The following is a 16937-nucleotide window of genomic DNA, read 5'->3' on the forward strand; positions in this document are numbered from 1 at the left end:
CGTTCCCCCGGCCGGCACAGGCGCCCGAGGCCGGCCAGATCGGCCAGAGGCTGGGCACCGGCGGCGTTCAGGTCGGGCCGCAGCAGCCGCAGCAGGGGCTGGGAGCGGCCTGCGCAGCCGTCGGCCAGGGCGGCGCTGATGCGGGTGGCGAAGGGGTGGGTCGCATCGATCACCCAGGTGTAAGGGGCGCCCCGGAGTCCGGCGTCGGCCAGTTCGGCGGCGACCCCGGCCTCGGGCCCGTCGGTCCCCCCGATCGCGCCCACCGCCAGCTCCAGGCGGGGGTGGGCGCCATAGGCCAGGGCGGCGGCCCGGCTCACCAGCGAGACCTTCAGGCGCCAGCCCCTGGCCAGCAGCTCCCGGGCCAGGGGTGGCCCCTCCCCCGTGCCGGCCACCAGCCAGATCCGGCCGTCAGCACCGCCGCTCCCGTCGCAGCCGCCGGCACGACCGGGCGGATCGGCCTGGATCCCGTGGGGCGGATGCATCAGGATGGGTCCTCCCATCCGTTGGTCCGGGCGTGAATCACTGCTTGCTGGAGGTGGAGGTCCTGGAGGCGCCCCAGGTGCGTTACACCCAGGACAACCAGACGCCGGTGGCCGAAATGGCCGTCCAGATCGAGGGCCTTCGCCCCGATGATCCCCCGGGCCAGCTGAAGGTGGTGGGCTGGGGCAACCTGGCCCAGGATCTCCAGAACAGGGTGCAGGTGGGCCAGCGCTTCGTGCTCGAGGGCCGGCTGCGCATGAACACCGTCACCCGCCAGGACGGGGTCAAGGAGAAGCGCGCCGAATTCACCCTGGCACGTCTCCATCCCCTCAGCCCCGGCAGCGGCGGCGCCCCGTCATCGGCTGCGGAGCCGGCCCGCAGCCCGGCCCCCCTGCCGACCCCGCGCCCCGCCGGGGCCGCCACCCCCGCCCCCCGTCGGGCCCCCGCACCGGCGCCCTCCCGGTCGGCCACGGCAGCTCCCGCCGAGCCGGCCGCCCCTGTCTGGGACACCTCTCCGCTGGTCCCCCTGGGGGACGATGACGAGATCCCCTTCTGATCAGAGCCGTTCGGCGGCCTGGTCAATCAGCTGACCCAGTTCCCGCTCCAGGGCCGCCAGATCCAGCCGCCACTCGCTCCAGCGGCCGCTGTCCAGCTGGCGCAGCAGCCAGAGCCTGTCCTCCCCCAGCTGGCTGAGCAGCTCGGCGGTGCTGGCGGCCTCTGGCACGCTCCAGGGGGTGTCGATGTCGGCGGATGCCCCCACGGGGCTGGCGTTGAAGCCGTCTTGCGCGCTGGCTTGGGGGCTGGCCATGGGGCGGCGGGGCGGAGCCTGGGACGCCATCCTGGCCCCCGCTGACGGAGAATGGGGCGATGCAAGCGTTTCTCTCCCCCGGCAGCCTGGTGACCGTGGCCGGTGCCGTTCTCACCGTGATCGGATCGATCGCCTACGCCACCGACAGCCCCAACATCAGCCTGGCCGGTGTCTTCTACGGCGTGCCGATCCTGCTGGGGGGCCTGGCCCTGAAATCCTCCGAGCTGCCCCCCGCCGAGCGGCTCACGCCTGCCGCCAAGCTGCGCGACCTGCGCCAGCAGCCCGGCAACGAACCCCTGCGCAAGCTGCTGGCCGACGTCACCCGCTGGCGCTACGGACAGAAGGCCCACCTGGAGAGTTCCCTCGAGGCCCTCAAGCTCTGGGACGAGGACGCCCCACCCCAGCTGGTGGCCGTCGAGGAGCTGGAGGCCGGCGGCGGCTACGGGCTGCGGCTGACGATCGAGTGCCACGGGGTGGCCTACGAGCGCTGGCAGGATCGGCTGGAGCGTCTGGGCCGTTTCTTCGGTCCCGGCCTCACGGCCGACCTCCAGCAGGCCGGCCCCGGCCGCCTGCAGCTGAGCCTGCTGCCGGCCACCTCCCCTGGCCCGGCCCCCTCCGACCCGTCCCTCGCCGCCCCCGTCCCTTGAGTCCCGATCGGCACATCAGCGCGGAAGACACCCTGCGGGTGTCCGTGCTCAGCGAAGCCCTGCCCTACATCCAGCGCTTCGCCGGCCGCCGCATCGTGATCAAGTACGGCGGGGCGGCCATGGTGCGCGAGGACCTGCGCGATGCCGTCTTCCGCGACCTGGCCCTGCTGGCCTGCGTCGGCGTCCAGCCGGTGGTGGTGCACGGCGGCGGCCCGGAGATCAACCAGTGGCTGGAGAAGCTGGCGATCGAGCCCCGCTTCCAGGACGGCCTGCGGGTCACCTGTCCCGACACCATGGACGTGGTGGAGATGGTGCTGGTCGGGCGCGTCAACAAGCAGATCGTCAATGGCCTCAACCGGGTGGGCGGCCGGGCCGTGGGCCTCTCCGGCAGCGACGGCGGTCTTGTGCAGGCCCGCACCATGGGGGACGGCACCCTCGGAGTGGTGGGCGATGTGGCCCGGGTGGATCCCTCGGTGCTCACCCCCCTGCTCGCGGCCGGCTACATCCCGGTGATCTCCAGCGTGGCCCCCAATGCCGATGGTCTGGCCCACAACATCAATGCCGACACGGTGGCCGGCGAGCTGGCCGCGGCCCTGCAGGCTGAGAAGCTGATTCTGCTGACCGACACCCCCGGCATCCTCCGCGACCGCCATGCCCCCGCCAGCCTGATCCGCCAGCTCAGCCTCTCGGAGGCCCGCGGGCTGATCGCCGACGGGGTGGTGGAGGGGGGGATGACCCCCAAGACCGAATGCTGCATCCGGGCCCTGGCCCAGGGGGTGAAGGCGGCCCACATCATCGATGGCCGGGTGTCCCATTCCCTGCTGCTGGAGGTGTTCACCAACGCCGGCATCGGCACCATGGTGGTGGGCAGCCCCGGCCTGCTCGATGGCTGAGGATCCGCTGGCCGAAGCCCGCCGGGCCCTCGATCGCGGTGAGTACGGCCAGGTGCTGCGGCTGCTCGAGCCCCTCCAGGAGGAACGCTCCCCCCTCACCGCCGCCGGCGCCGAGCTGCGGCTGCTGATGGCCACCGCCCTGATGGGCCAGGGGCGCACCGACCAGGCGGCCGCCTGCTGCCGCGGCCTGGTGCGCTGCCGCGATGCGACCCTGCGGGCCCAGGCCAAGGCCCTGCTGCTGGTGCTGGAGGCCCCGGAGCTGCGCCGTCCCAGCAACTGGTCGCTGACCCTGCCGGATCTTTCCGGCACCACCCCCCTCGAAGGGGTCGGCGCCGGGGTCAGCCGCCGCTCCCGCCGCCGCCCCGAGCCGCCGCCGCCACCGCCGGTGGGGCCCACCCGGGCGCCGGTCGGGTTCGCCGTCGTCGTGGCGGTGGTGCTGGTGCTGCTGGCAGCCCTGCTGGGGGGCTGCATGGAGGTGCGCACCGAGCTGCGCTTCGAGGGCCCCGGCAGGCTCCAGGTCAGCCACCAGCTGCGCAGTGACACCGGCACCGGCACCCCCTGGCAGCGGCGGTTCGTTGCGGCCCTCGAAGGTCACGCTGAGGGGATCCCTGCCCCCGGCCCGTTCCGCCCCTCGGGGGGGAGCGGCGACCAGCTGGTCTCCACCCCCGTGCTGCCCGCCCTCGAGGCCCTCGGAGCCCTGGCGGGCAGCCTGGAGGTGGCGGGCCGGCTCAGCGGCGTCCCCCTGGCGGCGCCGGTGGTGGTCTGGGAGGAACGCAACTGGCTGCTGGGCGTCCGCCAGCACCTGCGGCTGGAGCTTGATCTCCAGGCCCTCGAGGCGATCCCTGGGCTGGATCTGGCGGTCGTGCTCGCCCCGGTGCGGCCGGCGGCGGTCCTGCGGGCGAGCCCCGCCGCCATCGCCGCGGCCCCTGCCGGGGACGGCAGCGGCCGCCGCCTGCTCTGGCCCCTCCAGCCCGGGCAGGTCAACGTCCTGGAACTTCGCTGCTGGCGCTGGAGCGGCCTGGGGCTGGGGGCGGCGGCGGTGGGCCTGGTCCTGCCGCTGGTGCTCGGCCTGCAGGCGATCCGCCAGCGGCTGGGCTTCGGCCTGCCGGAGCTGCCGGCCTGATTCCCCGGCCTGATCCCCCGGCCGCGGTCGCCGGGCCGCCGGCTCAGAGTTCCAGGGGGTCGGGATCGATCGTCAGGCTCACCCCCGGGGGCAGGGCCCGGCGCAGGTCGGCTTCGGGGGGAAGGGGCAGCGCCGTTCCCCCATCGCTTTCCCCGTGCGCCGCTCCATCCGCCGCCCCCAGGCTGCCGTGCAGCAGCAGCTGCCAGCGGCTCCGGCCCGCCACCCGGGCCACGGGGGCGGGGGCCGGTCCGATCACCACCCAGCCGGCCGTCTCCACGGCGGGGCGGATCCGTTCGGCCAGGGCGGCGGCGGCCGTGGCCGTGCCGCTGGCGGTGGGACCGGCTAGCCGCAGCAGGCAGGCCCGACCGAAGGGCACCATGGACCCCTGGCGCCGCAGCTCCAGTTCCTCGGCCAGGAAGGCGGCGTAGCGGCCGTCCACCAGGTGACGGATCACGGGGTGGTCGGGGCTGTAGGTCTGCACCAGCACCTCGCCGGGGCGCTCGCCCCGCCCGGCGCGGCCGGCGAGCTGGAGCAGCAGCTGCAGGCACTGCTCCGCGGCGCGCAGGTCCGGCCGGTGCAGCAGGCCGTCGGCCGCCAGCACCGCCGCCAGCGTCACCCGGGGCAGGTCCATGCCCTTGGCGAGCATCTGGGTCCCCACCAGCACGTCCGCCTCGCCGGCCGCGAAGCGCTCCAGCAGGCGGCGATGGCCATCCCGGCCCCGGGTGGTGTCCCGGTCGAAGCGGATCAGCCGCAGGCCCTCCAGTTCCGTCGCCAGCTGCTCCATCACCCGCTGGGTGCCGGCGCCGAAGGGCTTGAAGGCGGTGGAACCGCAGTGGCCGCAGCGATCCCCCATCTCCTGGCGGTGGTCGCACCAGTGGCAGCGCAGCCACTCCCGCCCCTCCCGGTCGCCGGCCCGGGGGCCGCGGTGGACGGTGAGGGCCACGTCGCAGTGGGGGCAGAGCACCACCTCGCCGCAGCTGCGGCAGCTCAGGAAGGAGCGGTAGCCGCGCCGCGGCACCAGCACAACCGCCTGCTCGCCCCGCTCCTGCAGGGTCTCCAGCCGGGCCATCAGGGGGCGGCTGATCAGGCGGCGGTGGCCGTCCACCAGCTCCTGGCGCATGTCCACCAGCCGCACCGGCGGCAGGGGGCGCTGGCCGATCCGCTCCGGCAGCGGCAGGAGGCGGGTGTCGGCGGGCTGGCCCTGGGGGCGCGGCTGGCAGCGCCACCAGGTTTCCAGGGAGGGGGTGGCACTGCCGAGCACCAGCCGGGCCCCCGTCTGGCGGGCCCGCAGCCTGGCCACCTCCCGGGCGTGGTAGCAGGGCATCGGGCTCTCCTGCTTGTAGGAGGCATCGTGTTCCTCGTCGAGCACGATCAGGCCCAGCTGGCCCAGCGGCAGGAAGACGGCGGAGCGGGTGCCCACGGCCAGGCAGGGCTCGTGCTGCCGGGCCGCCTCGAGGCAGCGCCGCCAGGCCAGGACCCGCTCCCCGTCGCCCATGCCGCTGTGGTATTCGATCACCGCGGGACCGAAGCGGCGCCGGCAGCGGTCCAGCAGCTGGGGGATGAGGCCGATCTCCGGGGCCAGGATCAGCACGCTGCGCCCCGCCGCCAGCTCCCGGGCCGCGGCCTGCAGGTAGACCTCGGTCTTGCCGGAACCCGTCACCCCCCAGAGCAGCAGGCTCTGGCCCGGCGGCGCGTCGGCGATGGCCGCCAGCGCCGCGGCCTGGGCCGGACTGGGGGGCTGGGCGCTTTCCAGGGGGGCCGGCCCAGCGCCCCGCCCCCCGGCCAGGCCCCTGGCGCCGCCGGCCCCCGATGGGCCCCGGCCGGCCTCCCGCAGGAGCAGGCCCCGGCGCTCCATGGTTCCGATCAGGGAGCGGCCGAAGCCGGCCTCCTGCACCAGATCGCGCAGCAGCCGCGTTCCCCCATGGCTGGCCAGGTGGTCGAGGAGCGCCTGCTGGCGGGGGGTGACGGTCTCACCGGCCGCGGCCGGGTTGGGCCGCACCGTCCAGAGGACCCGCCCCTGGCCGGGGGGGCGGCGGGCCTGCCCCAGCCAGCCCGGCGGCAGCGCGCTCTTGAGGGTGCGGAACAGGCCGGTGTGGCACTGCCGGGCCACGCCCTCCAGCAGGGCCTGCCAGAGCGGGTCGATCGCGGCGCTCTCCAGCACCGCGTCCACCGGCAGCACCGCCCGTCCCTCCATGGCGGCCGGACAGGCCGCGGCCGTCGCCACCACCAGGCCCGTGTGGGGCCGCCCCTGCAGGCGGACCCGCACCAGGTCCCCCACCCCGATGGCCAGGCCTGAGGGGTTGGCATAGGTGAAGGTCCGCCCTTCCCGGCCGGCCTCCAGCCAGACCTCCAGCCAGCCTGGAGGCGCTGGGCCGGGTGGGGAGGGTGAGGAGCTGGCTGGCAATCTTGCAAAGATCTCATGCCATTCCTAGGATGACGGGGTTGGGCCGCCCGCAAGGCTGCCGTCGGAACCGCGCAGAGTTCCGTCCACAGGGAAGACCCGCTGAGGTTCCAGGGATTCACTCCCTGTTCATTCCTCCGGTCTGAGACCACCCGTGACAGCCCTGCACCGGCTCTGGCCGACTTCCACCATCCCAATCACGCTCCTGGAGCGATCCATCCACCATCCATCGGCAGGGGCTCCGTGAGGGGGGTCATCCCATCCCGCGAGGTCTTGATGCTCTCCTTGCCCTCCCGGCCGGCTCCGTACCGGCACCGTGGAGGATGGGGGCCTGATTCAGCGACCCGGAGCACCGGAACCGGCTGATGGCATCCCGCTCCTGACCATGTCCGGGCCTTCAGCCCCGCCCGCCTTTTCCTCGCCCGCTTCACTCCCCCCCCACCCCACTCCCTTTCGCGTCGTTTCCATGAGCCCAGTCGCCGCCAAGGCCAAAGCCGCCGTTCCTGAGATCCTGGCCACCGTCTCCGCCACCGGCGAGGTGCTGCCCATCGACCCCTCGGCGGTGACGGCTCGGAAGACCGCGGCCCGTGCCCGAACGGCCGCCCCCAAGGCTGGGGCCGCCAAGCCTGCCGCCAAAGCCAGCTCCCGGACGACAGCCAAGCCCGCGGCGGCCAAAACCGCGGCCGCCAAAGTCGCCGTCGAGAAGCCCGCTGAGGTGGTCCTCGACGACGGCCTCGACGGGGATGAGGATCTGCCCGAGACCGGCGGCGACCTCCGCAAGGACGCCAAGGGCGCCAAGGCCCTCGCCAGCATCAAGGTGGGCCCGAAGGGCGTCTACACCGAGGATTCGATTCGCGTCTACCTCCAGGAGATCGGGCGCATCCGCCTGCTGCGGCCCGATGAGGAGATCGAGCTGGCCCGCAAGATCGCCGATCTGCTCGAGCTGGAGGAGAAGGCGGCCGAGTTTGAGGCCGACAAGGGCCATTTCCCTGACACCAAGGAATGGGCGGCGATCTTCGACATGCCGCTGATCAAGTTCCGCCGTCGGCTGATGCTGGGTCGGCGGGCCAAGGAGAAGATGGTCCAGTCGAACCTGCGGCTGGTCGTCTCGATCGCCAAGAAGTACATGAACCGGGGTCTGTCCTTCCAGGACCTGATCCAGGAAGGCAGCCTCGGCCTGATCCGCGCCGCCGAGAAGTTCGACCACGAGAAGGGCTACAAGTTCTCCACCTATGCCACCTGGTGGATCCGTCAGGCGATCACCCGTGCGATCGCCGATCAGAGCCGCACCATCCGCCTTCCCGTTCACCTCTACGAGACGATCTCCCGGATCAAGAAGACCACCAAGACCCTGTCCCAGGAGTTCGGTCGCAAGCCCACTGAGGAGGAGATCGCCGAGAGCATGGAGATGACGATCGAGAAGCTGCGCTTCATCGCCAAATCCGCCCAGCTGCCGATCTCCCTCGAAACTCCCATCGGTAAGGAGGAAGACTCCAGGCTCGGCGACTTCATCGAGGCCGATATCGAGAATCCGGAGCAGGATGTCGCCAAGAATCTGCTGCGTGAGGATCTCGAAGGTGTGCTCGCCACCCTCAGCCCCCGCGAGCGGGACGTGCTGCGCCTGCGCTACGGCCTCGATGACGGCCGTATGAAGACCCTTGAAGAGATCGGCCAGATCTTCGACGTCACGCGCGAGCGCATTCGGCAGATCGAAGCCAAGGCCCTGCGCAAGCTGCGCCACCCCAACCGCAATGGTGTCCTGAAGGAGTACATCAAGTAACGTCCTTCCACTGCCGGAGAATCCACAGACTGTTTGGCGAGTGCATGGTCGTCTTCTTCAGCAGCTCGCCTGAACTCCGATGACGGAACGGGATCAGTTCCTGCGCCTGACGGTTGTGCTGCCCACCTTCAACGAGTGCTCCAATGTGGAGCCCATCGTCGAGCAACTCCTGCCCCTGAGAGACAGCTTCGATCTCGAATTGCTGTTCGTTGATGATGATTCCAGTGATGGAACATCAGACAAGGTGCGGATGCTGGCCCACCGCCATGGTTGCGTCCGGCTGATCCGCCGTGTCGGGCGCTTCGGCCTCTCCAGCGCCATCAAGGAGGGGATCCTGGACGCCACCGGCGATGTGGTGGTGGTCATGGACAGCGATGGCCAGCATGAACCCGCCTCGGTGGCCCATGCGGTCTCCGCCTTGCTCGAGAGTGGCGGCGATCTCATGGTCGGCAGCCGCTTCCATCCCGCGGCCACGATCATGGGCCTGAGCGAGCGGAGGGAGCGGAACTCCACCTGGGCGAATTCGGTGGCCCGGTTCAGCCTGCCCCGCTACCGCCATCTGACCGACTACATGAGCGGTTTCTTCGCCCTGCGCCCCGAGCGTTGCCTTCCCTATGTGAGGCAGGTGGATGTCAATGGCTTCAAGTTTCTCTATGAACTGCTGGCCCTCAGCCACGGCCATCTGGCGGTGGCTGAGGTGCCCCTGAGTTTCCAGCCCCGCAACGCCGGGGAATCGAAGCTCAACCTGGCCGTGATCTGGGATCTGGGTGTCTCGATCCTGCACACCCTGCTGCTGCGCATGGTGCCGCGGCGGGCCGTCAGCTTTGCGCTGGTGGGCGGCACGGGCATCGGCATCCACCTGCTGATGTTCGCCCTCAGCCAGGACCTTCTCGGCCTCAGTTTCGAGCAGGCCCAGGTGGTGGCGGTGGTCAGCGCCGGCTGCTCCAACTACCTGATCAACAATGTGCTGACCTTCCGCTCCCAGCAGCTCAGCGGCATTGCCCTGGTGTTCGGCCTGATCCGCTTCCTGCTGGTCACCTCCCTGGGCATGGCGGCCAATGTGGGGGTGTCCTCGGCGTTCTACCGGCAGGTCACTCCCCAGCCGCTGCTGGCCTTGCTGGCCGGCATCGCCGTCGACTTCGTCTGGAAGTACGCGGCGTCCTCCCGCTTCGTCTGGAACACGCCTTAGGGCCGTCCAGCCCAGGGCCCCGGGACAGGTCGGCGGGCCCTGGCCTTAACTTCCCCTTGATCTCGTCGTCGACCCAGCATGGTGTCTGCTGCCCGGGGGGCCCAGCCGGAGGGTGTCCGCGCCCGTAGCCACACGCAACTGGTCTGGGTGCTGAGCGCCCTCTGGTTGCTGTTGATCTGCTGGCTGGCCTTCTTCCAGGGCCTGGGCAGCCTCGGCCTGATGGACAAGACCGAGGCCCTGTTCGTGGAGGTGGGCCACCAGATGATGGAGCGGCGTGACTGGGTCACTCCCTGGTGGAACGGCGAACGCTTTTTCGATTACCCCGTCTGGGGTTACTGGATGGTGGGGCTGAGCTTCCGGCTGTTCGGGGTCAGCGAATGGGCCGCGCGACTGCCGGTGGCCCTCGCCGCCAGTGCCGTGGTGGTGGCGGCCTTCGGCCTGATGCTGGCCTGGTCCCCGGCGGGAGAGGCGGGCCGGCCCAGGCTCCTCAGGGGTGTGGTGGCGGCCGGGGTGATCGCCACGACCCCGGGCTGGATCGGCTGGGGACGCACCTCCACCACCGACATGTTCCTCTCCAGCGCCATCAGCCTGGCGCTGTTCGGCTTCCTGCTGGCCCATCGCCACCGGGCCGACCCCTGGCGGGCGCCCCTCGGCCGGGTGGCGATGGCGCTGTTCGCGGGCATCGCCGTGCTGGCCAAGGGCCCGGTGGGTCTGCTGCTGCCGGGTCTGGTGGTGGTGGTCTTCCTGCTGCTCACCGGCCACTGGCGAGCCTGGCTGCGCTGGCGGCCCCTGCTGGCCATGGTGGCCCTGTTCCTCGGGGTGAGCGCCCCCTGGTACGCGGCGGCGGCGGCCGTCAACGGCGGCGACTTCATCGGCGGCTTCCTGGGGTTCAGCAACCTGCAGCGCTTCACGACGGTGCTCTACGACCACCCCGGCCCCCCCTGGTTCTATCTGCCCTGGCTGGTGCTGCTGGTGCTGCCCTGGTCGCTGTTCCTGCCCCTGGCGATTGCGGCCCAGGGCTTCTGGCGGCCCTCCCGCTGGCGAACGGCGGCCGCCGATCCTTCCGGCGACGGCGGCGCCCCGGCAGAACTGGGGCTGTTCCTGCTGCTCTGGCTGGTGCTGGTGGTGGCCTTCTTCTCCGCCGCCGCCACCAAACTGCCCGGCTACATCCTGCCGGCCCTGCCGGCGGCGAGCCTGCTGGTGGCGCTGCTGTGGCGCCCCCTGCCGGAGGCGACCACCCCAGCGGGGACGTCCCCGGGGCGGACGGGGGTGCGGATCGCCGCCGGCCTCGAGGTGCTGCTGCTGGGCGCCATGGCGGTGGCGGCCGCCCTGGCCCCGGGCTGGGTGGCGGGGGATCCCGCCTATCCGGAGTTCGGCGCCGCCCTGTCGAGCTCAGGGCTGCCCCTGGCGCTCTCGCTGTGTCTGGGGCTGACGGCCCTGGCCCTGCTGACGCTGCTGCTGCGGCCGCAGGCCACCGACTGGCTGTGGGTGCCGAGTCTGGCCGGGTTCCTGGCGGTGCTCGGCCTGGTGATCGCCCCCCTCGGCCCCCTGCTGGACCGGGAGCGTCAGGTGCCCCTGCGCCAGATGGCCCGCGCCGCCCAGGCCGCCGCCAGGCCCGATGAGCCGCTGCTGATCGTCGGCACCTTGCGCTACAGCCTGCTGTTCTACGGCGAGCCGGAGGCCGTCTTCGTTTCCGATCGCCACCACATCAACCAGCTTGCCCTGCAGGGCCCTGCCGCCCTCGCCCTGGCGCCGGGCACTCGCTCCGTGCGCCTGGTGGGTGATCGCCGCGATCTCGAGGCCCTGGCCCTGCCCCCGCAGGGGATCGAGCGGCTGGCCCGCACCGGTGAGCTGGCCCTCTGGCGGGTGCCCCGACACCATCTGGTGCCGTGATGGGGTTCCATCTGCTGCCCCGGGACAGGATCCTGCTGCCCGGCTGTCTGGTCGTGCTGGTGGGGCTGTTCGTGGCCGTGGCCCCGGGCCGGCCCCTGGCCCTGCTGGACGCCGCCGTCCTGGACTGGCTGGGCAACCATTTCCACGGCCTGGTGGGCGGGGTGCTGACCCAGGTGTACCGGGCCACCGGCGTCGGCTTCACCGCCGTCCTGGTGGCGATGGCCCTGATCCACCTGCTGCGGCGGCGCTGGTGGAAGGACCTGCGCCTGCTGGTGATGGCCACCGGCGGCATCCTGATCCTGGTGGATCTGGTGTTCAAGCCCCTGTTCAGCCGCCAGCGCCCGCCGGGCAGCCTGCTGCCGCTGGACGGTCACAGCTTCCCCAGCGGCCATGCCGCCGGGGCCGTGGCCTTCTACTTCGCCATGGTGGTGATCCTGGGGTCCCACCATCCCCGCCTGCGGCGCACCCTGGCGGTGGTGGCCTGCGGGCTGGTGGGTCTGGTCTGGCTCAGCACCCTCTACGTGCGGGCCCACTGGCCCACGGATCTGCTGGCGGGCGCCGCCGTCGGGCTGGCCTGGCTGACCGTGTGCCTGGCCTTCTGGCGCGATCCGCCCCCCGCCGACCCCCAGAGTGGGACGGTTCGACCACGGCGATCCCCTTGACCACCGACCTGCCCAGCTCCGGCCTGAACGGTCTGCGGGGCCTGCGCACCGCCCCTTCCCTCGATGGGGAGACGGCCTCCTCGCTTCGCCGGGAGCTCGCCCCCCGGCTGGGGGCCTGTGAGTGGTTCACGATCGGGATCATGGCCCCCTCGGCAGGTGCGGCCCTGACGGCCCTGCGCCAGCTGGAGGCGGCCCAGGGGTGGTCGAGCCTGCAGCCGGGGGACCCCGGCGAAGGGGAGCCCGGTCCGGTGTTCCTGAAGGGCAACCAGCGCACGGGACTGTTCCATCTCCGCCGCGAGGAGGGCCTCGGCGAGGGGATCCTGATCACCGGCCACGCGGCTTCCGATCCGGACGCCGAGGACACCTGGGGGCCCCTGCCGCTCGATCTGTTCGCCTGATCCCATCAGCTGATCACGTTCCGTCCGTTGGATCGGGGGCGGGACGGACCGATGCCTAGGCTGGGCGGCTGTTGCCTGGCAGCGGTTGCTGCCGCCCGAAGCTTCCGATGACCAGCTCCACCCTGCGCATCGCTTCCCGCCGCAGCCAGCTGGCCATGGTCCAGACCCACTGGGTGCGTGATGAGCTCTCCAGCGCCCACCCCGGGCTGGCGATCACGATCGAGGCGATGGCCACCCAGGGGGACAAGATTCTGGATGTGGCCCTGGCCAAGATCGGCGACAAGGGCCTGTTCACCAAGGAACTGGAGGCCCAGATGCTGGTCGACCGGGCCGACATCGCCGTCCACAGCCTCAAGGACCTGCCCACCAACCTGCCGGAGGGCCTGATCCTGGGCTGCATCACCGAGCGGGAGGATCCGGCCGATGCCCTGGTGGTGCATGAGCGGCACCGGGACCGCACCCTGGCCACCCTGCCCGAGGGCAGCGTGGTGGGCACCAGCTCCCTGCGCCGCCTGGCCCAGCTGCGTCACCACTACCCCCACCTGGTGTTCAAGGACGTGCGGGGCAACGTGATCACCCGGCTGGAGAAGCTCGACGCCGGCGTCTACGACTGCCTGATCCTGGCGGCGGCGGGTCTCACCCGCCTCGGCCTCGGTGAGCGCATCCACGAGCTGATCGATCCCTCGATTTCGCTGCATGCCGTGGGCCAGGGGGCCCTGGGCATCGAATGCCGCGCCGGCGACACGGCCGTGCTCGAGACGATCGCCGTGCTGGAGCACCAGCCCACCGCCCGCCGCTGCCTGGCCGAGCGGGCCTTCCTGCGCAGCCTGGAGGGCGGCTGCCAGGTGCCCATCGGCGTCAACACCCACTTCGAGGCCGACGAGCTCGTGCTCACCGGCATGGTGGCCAGCATCGACGGCCAGCGCCTGCTGCGCGACAGCTGCCGCGGACCTGCCACCGATCCCGAGGCGATCGGGGTGGCCCTGGCTGGCACCCTCCGGTCCCAGGGGGCCGGGGAGATCCTGGAGGAGATCTTTGCCACCGTCCGCCCCGGAAGCTGAGGCCAGCGGCCCCAGGGCCCAAGGGGCTGAGGCCGACCTGCGCGGCCTTCCCTTCCAGTGGAACCTGCTGGCCTGGGCGGCCCTGGTCGGCACCCTGACCGGCCTGGCGGTGGTGGCGTTCCACGAGCTGCTGGGCTTCATCAACAACTTCCTGTTCGGCCCCTTCGTCGAGGGCCTGCTGGTGATCGGGCGCTCCTCGCCCACCACCCCCGCCGACCTGCCGCCGATTGATCTGCCGCCGCTCGCGCCCGACAGCGGCACCCCCCTGCGGGCCCTGCTCCAGCTCGGGCTCGATGGCATCGGCCTGCTGGCGGCGGCACCGCCCCCGCCCCCCGAACCCCCACCGATCAGCCTGCCCACCCCGCCGGACTGGCTGGCCCTCTGGCCCGTGGTGGTGGTGCCGACCCTCGGCGGTCTGGCGGTGGGCCTGCTGCGCCATGTCGCCGGCAGCATCGGCCCGGGTCTGTCGAGCCTGATGGCGATCGCCGACGGGCGCCAGGGGGGTGAGCCGCGCCTGCCCCTGCTGCGGCTGGTGGCCGCGTCCCTCAGCCTGGGCAGCGGCGCCTCCCTCGGGCCGGAGGGGCCCAGCGTGGAGGGAGGTGGCAACATCGGCCTCTGGGTGGCCCTGAAGGGTCGCCTCTCCCCCCAGGCCCAGAAGGCCCTGGTGGGGGCCGGGGTGGCGGCGGGCCTGGCGGCCGGATTCAAGGCCCCCATCGCCGGGGTGTTCTTCGCCTTCGAGGGCAGCTACAGCGCCATCCCGGGACGTCCCAGCCTGCGGGCGGTGCTGGTGGCGGCGGTGGCCTCGGCGCTCGTGACCCAGCTGTGCCTGGGCGACACGCCGATCCTGCGCCTGCCCGCCTACGAGGTGCGCTCACCGCTGGAGCTGCCCCTGTATCTGGGGCTGGGCCTGCTGGCCAGCCTGATGTCCTGGCTGCTGATCCGGCTGCTGGCCGCCGGCCGCGACGAGCGGGTCCAGGCCGTGGTGCGGCGGCTGCCGCCCGGCCTGCCCACGGCCCTGGGAGGGGCGGCCCTCGGGGGCATGGCCCTGGTGTTCCCCCAGGTGCTCGGCGTCGGCTACGACACGATTGAAGCCCTGCTGGGCCGGGATGGCGGCATCCCCCTGCTCACCCTGGTGGCCCTGATCGGCGTCAAGCTGGTGGCCACCACCGTCAGCAACGCCACCGGCTTCGTGGGCGGCGGCTTCGCCCCCTCCCTGTTCCTGGGGGCGGTGCTGGGGAGCTGTTACGGCCAGGCGCTGGGCAGCGGCGGCCTGAATCTGCCGGTGGCCGAACCCCCCGCCTACGCCATGGTGGGCATGGCGGCGGTGCTGGCGGGCAGCGCCCGGGCTCCGCTCACGGCGCTGCTGCTGCTGTTCGAGCTCACCCGTGACATCCGCATCGTGCTGCCGCTGATGGCGGCGGCCGGCCTCAGCGCCGCCCTGGTGGAGCGCTGGCAGGGCATCCAGGATCCCGGCCTGATGGGGCCGGATCCCCTGGAGGAACGCCGCCGCAGCCAGCTGGCGGCCATCCCGGTGGAGGAGGCCTTCGAACCGGAGGCGCCCCTGGTTCTGCCCGCCTCCCTGACGGCCTCAGCGGCCCTGGCCAGGCTGATCGACAGCCATGGCCACTGCCTGCTGGTGGAGCGGGCCGGGCTGGCCCTGGGGCTGGTGACGATCGGCGACCTGCAGCGAGGTCTCGGCTCCGATCTCCGTCGCCAGGAACCGCTGTGCCTCGAGGATTGCCTGCGCACCGACCTGGTCTGGTTGCCGACCGGGGTGCACCTGGATCGCCTCGAAGATCAGCTGAGGCCCAATGGCCTGCGGCAGCTGCCGGTCTTCGAGCTGGAGGGAGGATCGGGGGACCATCTCCCCCATGGACTGCCCACCGGGGGACTGGCGGTGGACAGGCTGCGGGGGATGGCCAGCCGCGACGGCATGGCCAGGGCCCAGGCCCGACGCTTTCAGGCCGCTTCGGAGCGGCCCTCCATCAGGGCCTCGGCGACGGGATCAGCCTGAGAGAGCAGGCCCAGAATCCGCTGCAGGTCCAGTTCGGAGAGCTCACCGTCGTTGCCCCACTTCAGCGACGTGCTGTTCAGCTGATCGGTGGTGGGTTCGTGAGTGGAATCGAACATGGGAGGGATATCGGCGGTTCTGGAGGGCGCCGCTGTTGATCGAGTTTCAAGACATTAGGTGTTTGCACCCAGACATCAAACCCTTCCTGGGCAATCTCCAGAATCTCTTCGGTCGCTCCCGAATTCGCCGCAATCGCCCTTCGGTGTTCAGGGTTTGACAACCACCGGTGTTCCCACCTCCACCTGGTCGAACAGGGCGCGGACATGGGGGGTGAGCATCCGGACACAGCCGTTGGTGACGGCGGAGCGGGAGGTGACGGTCCAGGCCCAGGCGCTGGGGGTGCCGTGGATGCCGTACTGGTTGGGGCCGCTCTTCTTGAAGCCGATCCAGCGGTCTCCGAGGGGGCCATTGGGGCCCTTGGTGGGGTTGATCTTGCCGCTCGCCGTGCTCTGGTACTGGGGATTGACCACCTTGGTCTCCACCAGGAAGCGTCCTTTGGGGGTGGGGGTGCGGGAATCGCCGATGGCCACGGGCCAGCTGCCCAGCACCTTGCCGTTGTCCCGCAGGCTGATCGTGCGCTTGCCCAGCTCCAGCACGATTTCACGGGTGCTGGTCACGGTGGCCTTCGCCGGTGCAGGCGCGGCGGTGGCGGGCGCGGCCACGGCGGGGGCAACCACCCCTGGGGCGACCGGGGCCAGGCTGGCGGGCCCGGTCGGAGCCACGCCGGTGGGAGCGCTCGTGGCCGCCGGCGCTGGGGCCGACACCGGCACCTCGACGGCTCCGGCGGCCCCCGCCATGGCGGCCCCCCAGCCGGTGGTCAGGAGCACGGACAGGACCAGGGAGCGCGACATGGGCGGAGCGGGATCGGAGGGACCGCGGTGGCGGTGCCGGTGGACGTCAGTCGACCAGACGGGGATCGACGACGGAAAGATAGCGATCTTCGCATTCCTTGATGATGCGCACGGCCTCGCCGGTGTCATGGAAGCCGTTGACCTTGCAGGTGCCGGGCTTCTTCAGATCCTTGTAGTGCTCCCAGTAGTACTGGGTTTCCTTGAGCCAGTGCTCACCCAGCTGGGTATAGCTGGTGATGTGGTCCATGCGCTTGTCGTCTGCCAGGACGGCGATCACCTTGTCGTCCACCTCGCCGCCATCGTCGAAGCACATGATGCCGATGATGCGGGCCTCCACCAGGCTGCCAGGCACCAGGGGCTCGGTGACGCCGACGATCTCGATGTCGAGGGGATCGCCGTCCTCGTCCCAGGTGCGGGGAATGCAGCCGTAGGCGAAGGGGTAAGCGAGGGAGGAATAGCCCACCCGATCCAGCTTCAGATGGCCGGTTTCGGTGATCAGCTCGTATTTGTTGATCGTGTTGGAGTTGAGCTCCACGATGGCGTTGAGCCGCAGCTCGGCCTCATCGGCGAAGGCCGGCAGCACATGCAGCAGGTTCAGCATGGTGCGGCTGGGGGCGTGGTCGATGTTCGCCATGGTGGGGGCTTTTCGGCGGCGGCATCTTAGGCATCGGGCCCCGTGA

Annotated in this window: 17 protein-coding genes; 11 read left to right on the forward strand and 6 right to left on the reverse strand. The window is 71.7% G+C overall.

The window, feature by feature from the left end; all coding sequences use genetic code 11:
• A partial coding sequence (locus CJZ86_RS14740) for a precorrin-6A/cobalt-precorrin-6A reductase (RefSeq protein ID WP_233134043.1) occupies positions 1–482 on the reverse strand: 482 nt, incomplete at its 3' end.
• A 32-nt stretch (positions 483–514) separates the two neighbouring features.
• Between CJZ86_RS14740 and CJZ86_RS14745 the strand changes: the two genes are divergently transcribed.
• On the forward strand, positions 515–1036 hold the full coding sequence (locus CJZ86_RS14745) for a single-stranded DNA-binding protein (protein WP_094587084.1): 522 nt from the start codon (positions 515–517) through the stop codon (positions 1034–1036).
• On the opposite strand, the gene CJZ86_RS14750 is transcribed toward CJZ86_RS14745, so the two are convergent.
• Positions 1037–1288, reverse strand: coding sequence for a DUF8666 family protein (locus CJZ86_RS14750; protein ID WP_094587086.1), 252 nt, complete (start codon positions 1286–1288; stop codon positions 1037–1039). It lies immediately after the preceding gene.
• 59 nt (positions 1289–1347) lie between these two features.
• Here CJZ86_RS14750 and CJZ86_RS14755 point away from each other — a divergent pair, with 59 nt between their 5' ends.
• The 3 genes from CJZ86_RS14755 to CJZ86_RS14765 are packed head-to-tail and all read left to right on the forward strand — an operon-like array spanning position 1348 to position 3951.
• Complete coding sequence (locus CJZ86_RS14755; protein ID WP_094587088.1) at positions 1348–1935, forward strand: DUF2854 domain-containing protein; 588 nt, start codon at positions 1348–1350, stop codon at positions 1933–1935.
• Complete coding sequence (argB, locus tag CJZ86_RS14760; protein ID WP_094587090.1) at positions 1932–2828, forward strand: acetylglutamate kinase; 897 nt, start codon at positions 1932–1934, stop codon at positions 2826–2828. The genes CJZ86_RS14755 and argB overlap by 4 nt, the downstream gene beginning before the upstream one ends.
• A complete protein-coding gene (locus CJZ86_RS14765) occupies positions 2821–3951 on the forward strand; it encodes a DUF3153 domain-containing protein (RefSeq protein WP_094587092.1) in 1131 nt (376 codons plus the stop codon). The genes argB and CJZ86_RS14765 overlap by 8 nt, the downstream gene beginning before the upstream one ends.
• Before the next feature lie 43 nt (positions 3952–3994).
• Here CJZ86_RS14765 and priA read toward each other — a convergent pair whose 3' ends face one another.
• On the reverse strand, positions 3995–6355 hold the full coding sequence (gene priA, locus CJZ86_RS14770) for a replication restart helicase PriA (protein WP_094587094.1): 2361 nt from the start codon (positions 6353–6355) through the stop codon (positions 3995–3997).
• A gap of 463 nt (positions 6356–6818) precedes the next feature.
• On the opposite strand from priA, the gene rpoD reads away from it, so the two are divergent.
• From rpoD to CJZ86_RS14805, 7 genes are all read left to right on the forward strand, one after another.
• Complete coding sequence (gene rpoD, locus CJZ86_RS14775; RefSeq protein ID WP_094587096.1) at positions 6819–8132, forward strand: RNA polymerase sigma factor RpoD; 1314 nt, start codon at positions 6819–6821, stop codon at positions 8130–8132.
• Positions 8133–8211: 79 nt separating this feature from the next.
• A complete protein-coding gene (locus CJZ86_RS14780; protein ID WP_094587098.1) occupies positions 8212–9321 on the forward strand; it encodes a glycosyltransferase in 1110 nt (369 codons plus the stop codon).
• Between the two features lie 78 nt (positions 9322–9399).
• Positions 9400–11214: an ArnT family glycosyltransferase gene (locus tag CJZ86_RS14785; RefSeq protein ID WP_094587100.1), complete on the forward strand. Its 1815-nt coding sequence runs from the start codon at positions 9400–9402 to the stop codon at positions 11212–11214.
• Positions 11214–11876, forward strand: a complete 663-nt coding sequence (locus CJZ86_RS14790) for a phosphatase PAP2 family protein (RefSeq protein WP_094587102.1) — start codon at positions 11214–11216, stop codon at positions 11874–11876. Before CJZ86_RS14785 ends, CJZ86_RS14790 begins: the two co-directional genes overlap by 1 nt.
• Positions 11873–12274 (forward strand): DUF1824 family protein, encoded by a 402-nt coding sequence (locus CJZ86_RS14795; RefSeq protein ID WP_094587104.1) that lies wholly within the window; start codon positions 11873–11875, stop codon positions 12272–12274. The genes CJZ86_RS14790 and CJZ86_RS14795 overlap by 4 nt, the downstream gene beginning before the upstream one ends.
• 107 nt (positions 12275–12381) lie before the next feature.
• Positions 12382–13335 (forward strand): hydroxymethylbilane synthase, encoded by a 954-nt coding sequence (gene hemC / locus CJZ86_RS14800; protein ID WP_094587106.1) that lies wholly within the window; start codon positions 12382–12384, stop codon positions 13333–13335.
• The gene (locus tag CJZ86_RS14805; RefSeq protein ID WP_094587108.1) at positions 13310–15349 is read left to right on the forward strand and encodes a chloride channel protein; all 2040 of its coding nucleotides are present in this window, start codon (positions 13310–13312) and stop codon (positions 15347–15349) included. Before hemC ends, CJZ86_RS14805 begins: the two co-directional genes overlap by 26 nt.
• Here CJZ86_RS14805 and CJZ86_RS17170 read toward each other — a convergent pair.
• From CJZ86_RS17170 to CJZ86_RS14815, 3 genes are all read right to left on the reverse strand, one after another.
• Positions 15295–15465, reverse strand: a complete 171-nt coding sequence (locus CJZ86_RS17170) for a DUF8633 family putative protein (RefSeq protein ID WP_190611742.1) — start codon at positions 15463–15465, stop codon at positions 15295–15297. The two genes, CJZ86_RS14805 and CJZ86_RS17170, sit on opposite strands and share 55 nt — an antisense overlap.
• A 147-nt stretch (positions 15466–15612) precedes the next feature.
• Complete coding sequence (locus CJZ86_RS14810) at positions 15613–16257, reverse strand: L,D-transpeptidase (protein ID WP_094587110.1); 645 nt, start codon at positions 16255–16257, stop codon at positions 15613–15615.
• Between the two features lie 46 nt (positions 16258–16303).
• Positions 16304–16891 (reverse strand): inorganic diphosphatase, encoded by a 588-nt coding sequence (locus CJZ86_RS14815; RefSeq protein WP_094587112.1) that lies wholly within the window; start codon positions 16889–16891, stop codon positions 16304–16306.
• Positions 16892–16937: the final 46 nt, after the last annotated feature.

The sequence above is a fragment of the Synechococcus sp. BO 8801 genome, from assembly GCF_002252675.1.
In the GTDB taxonomy this organism is placed as follows: domain Bacteria; phylum Cyanobacteriota; class Cyanobacteriia; order PCC-6307; family Cyanobiaceae; genus Cyanobium.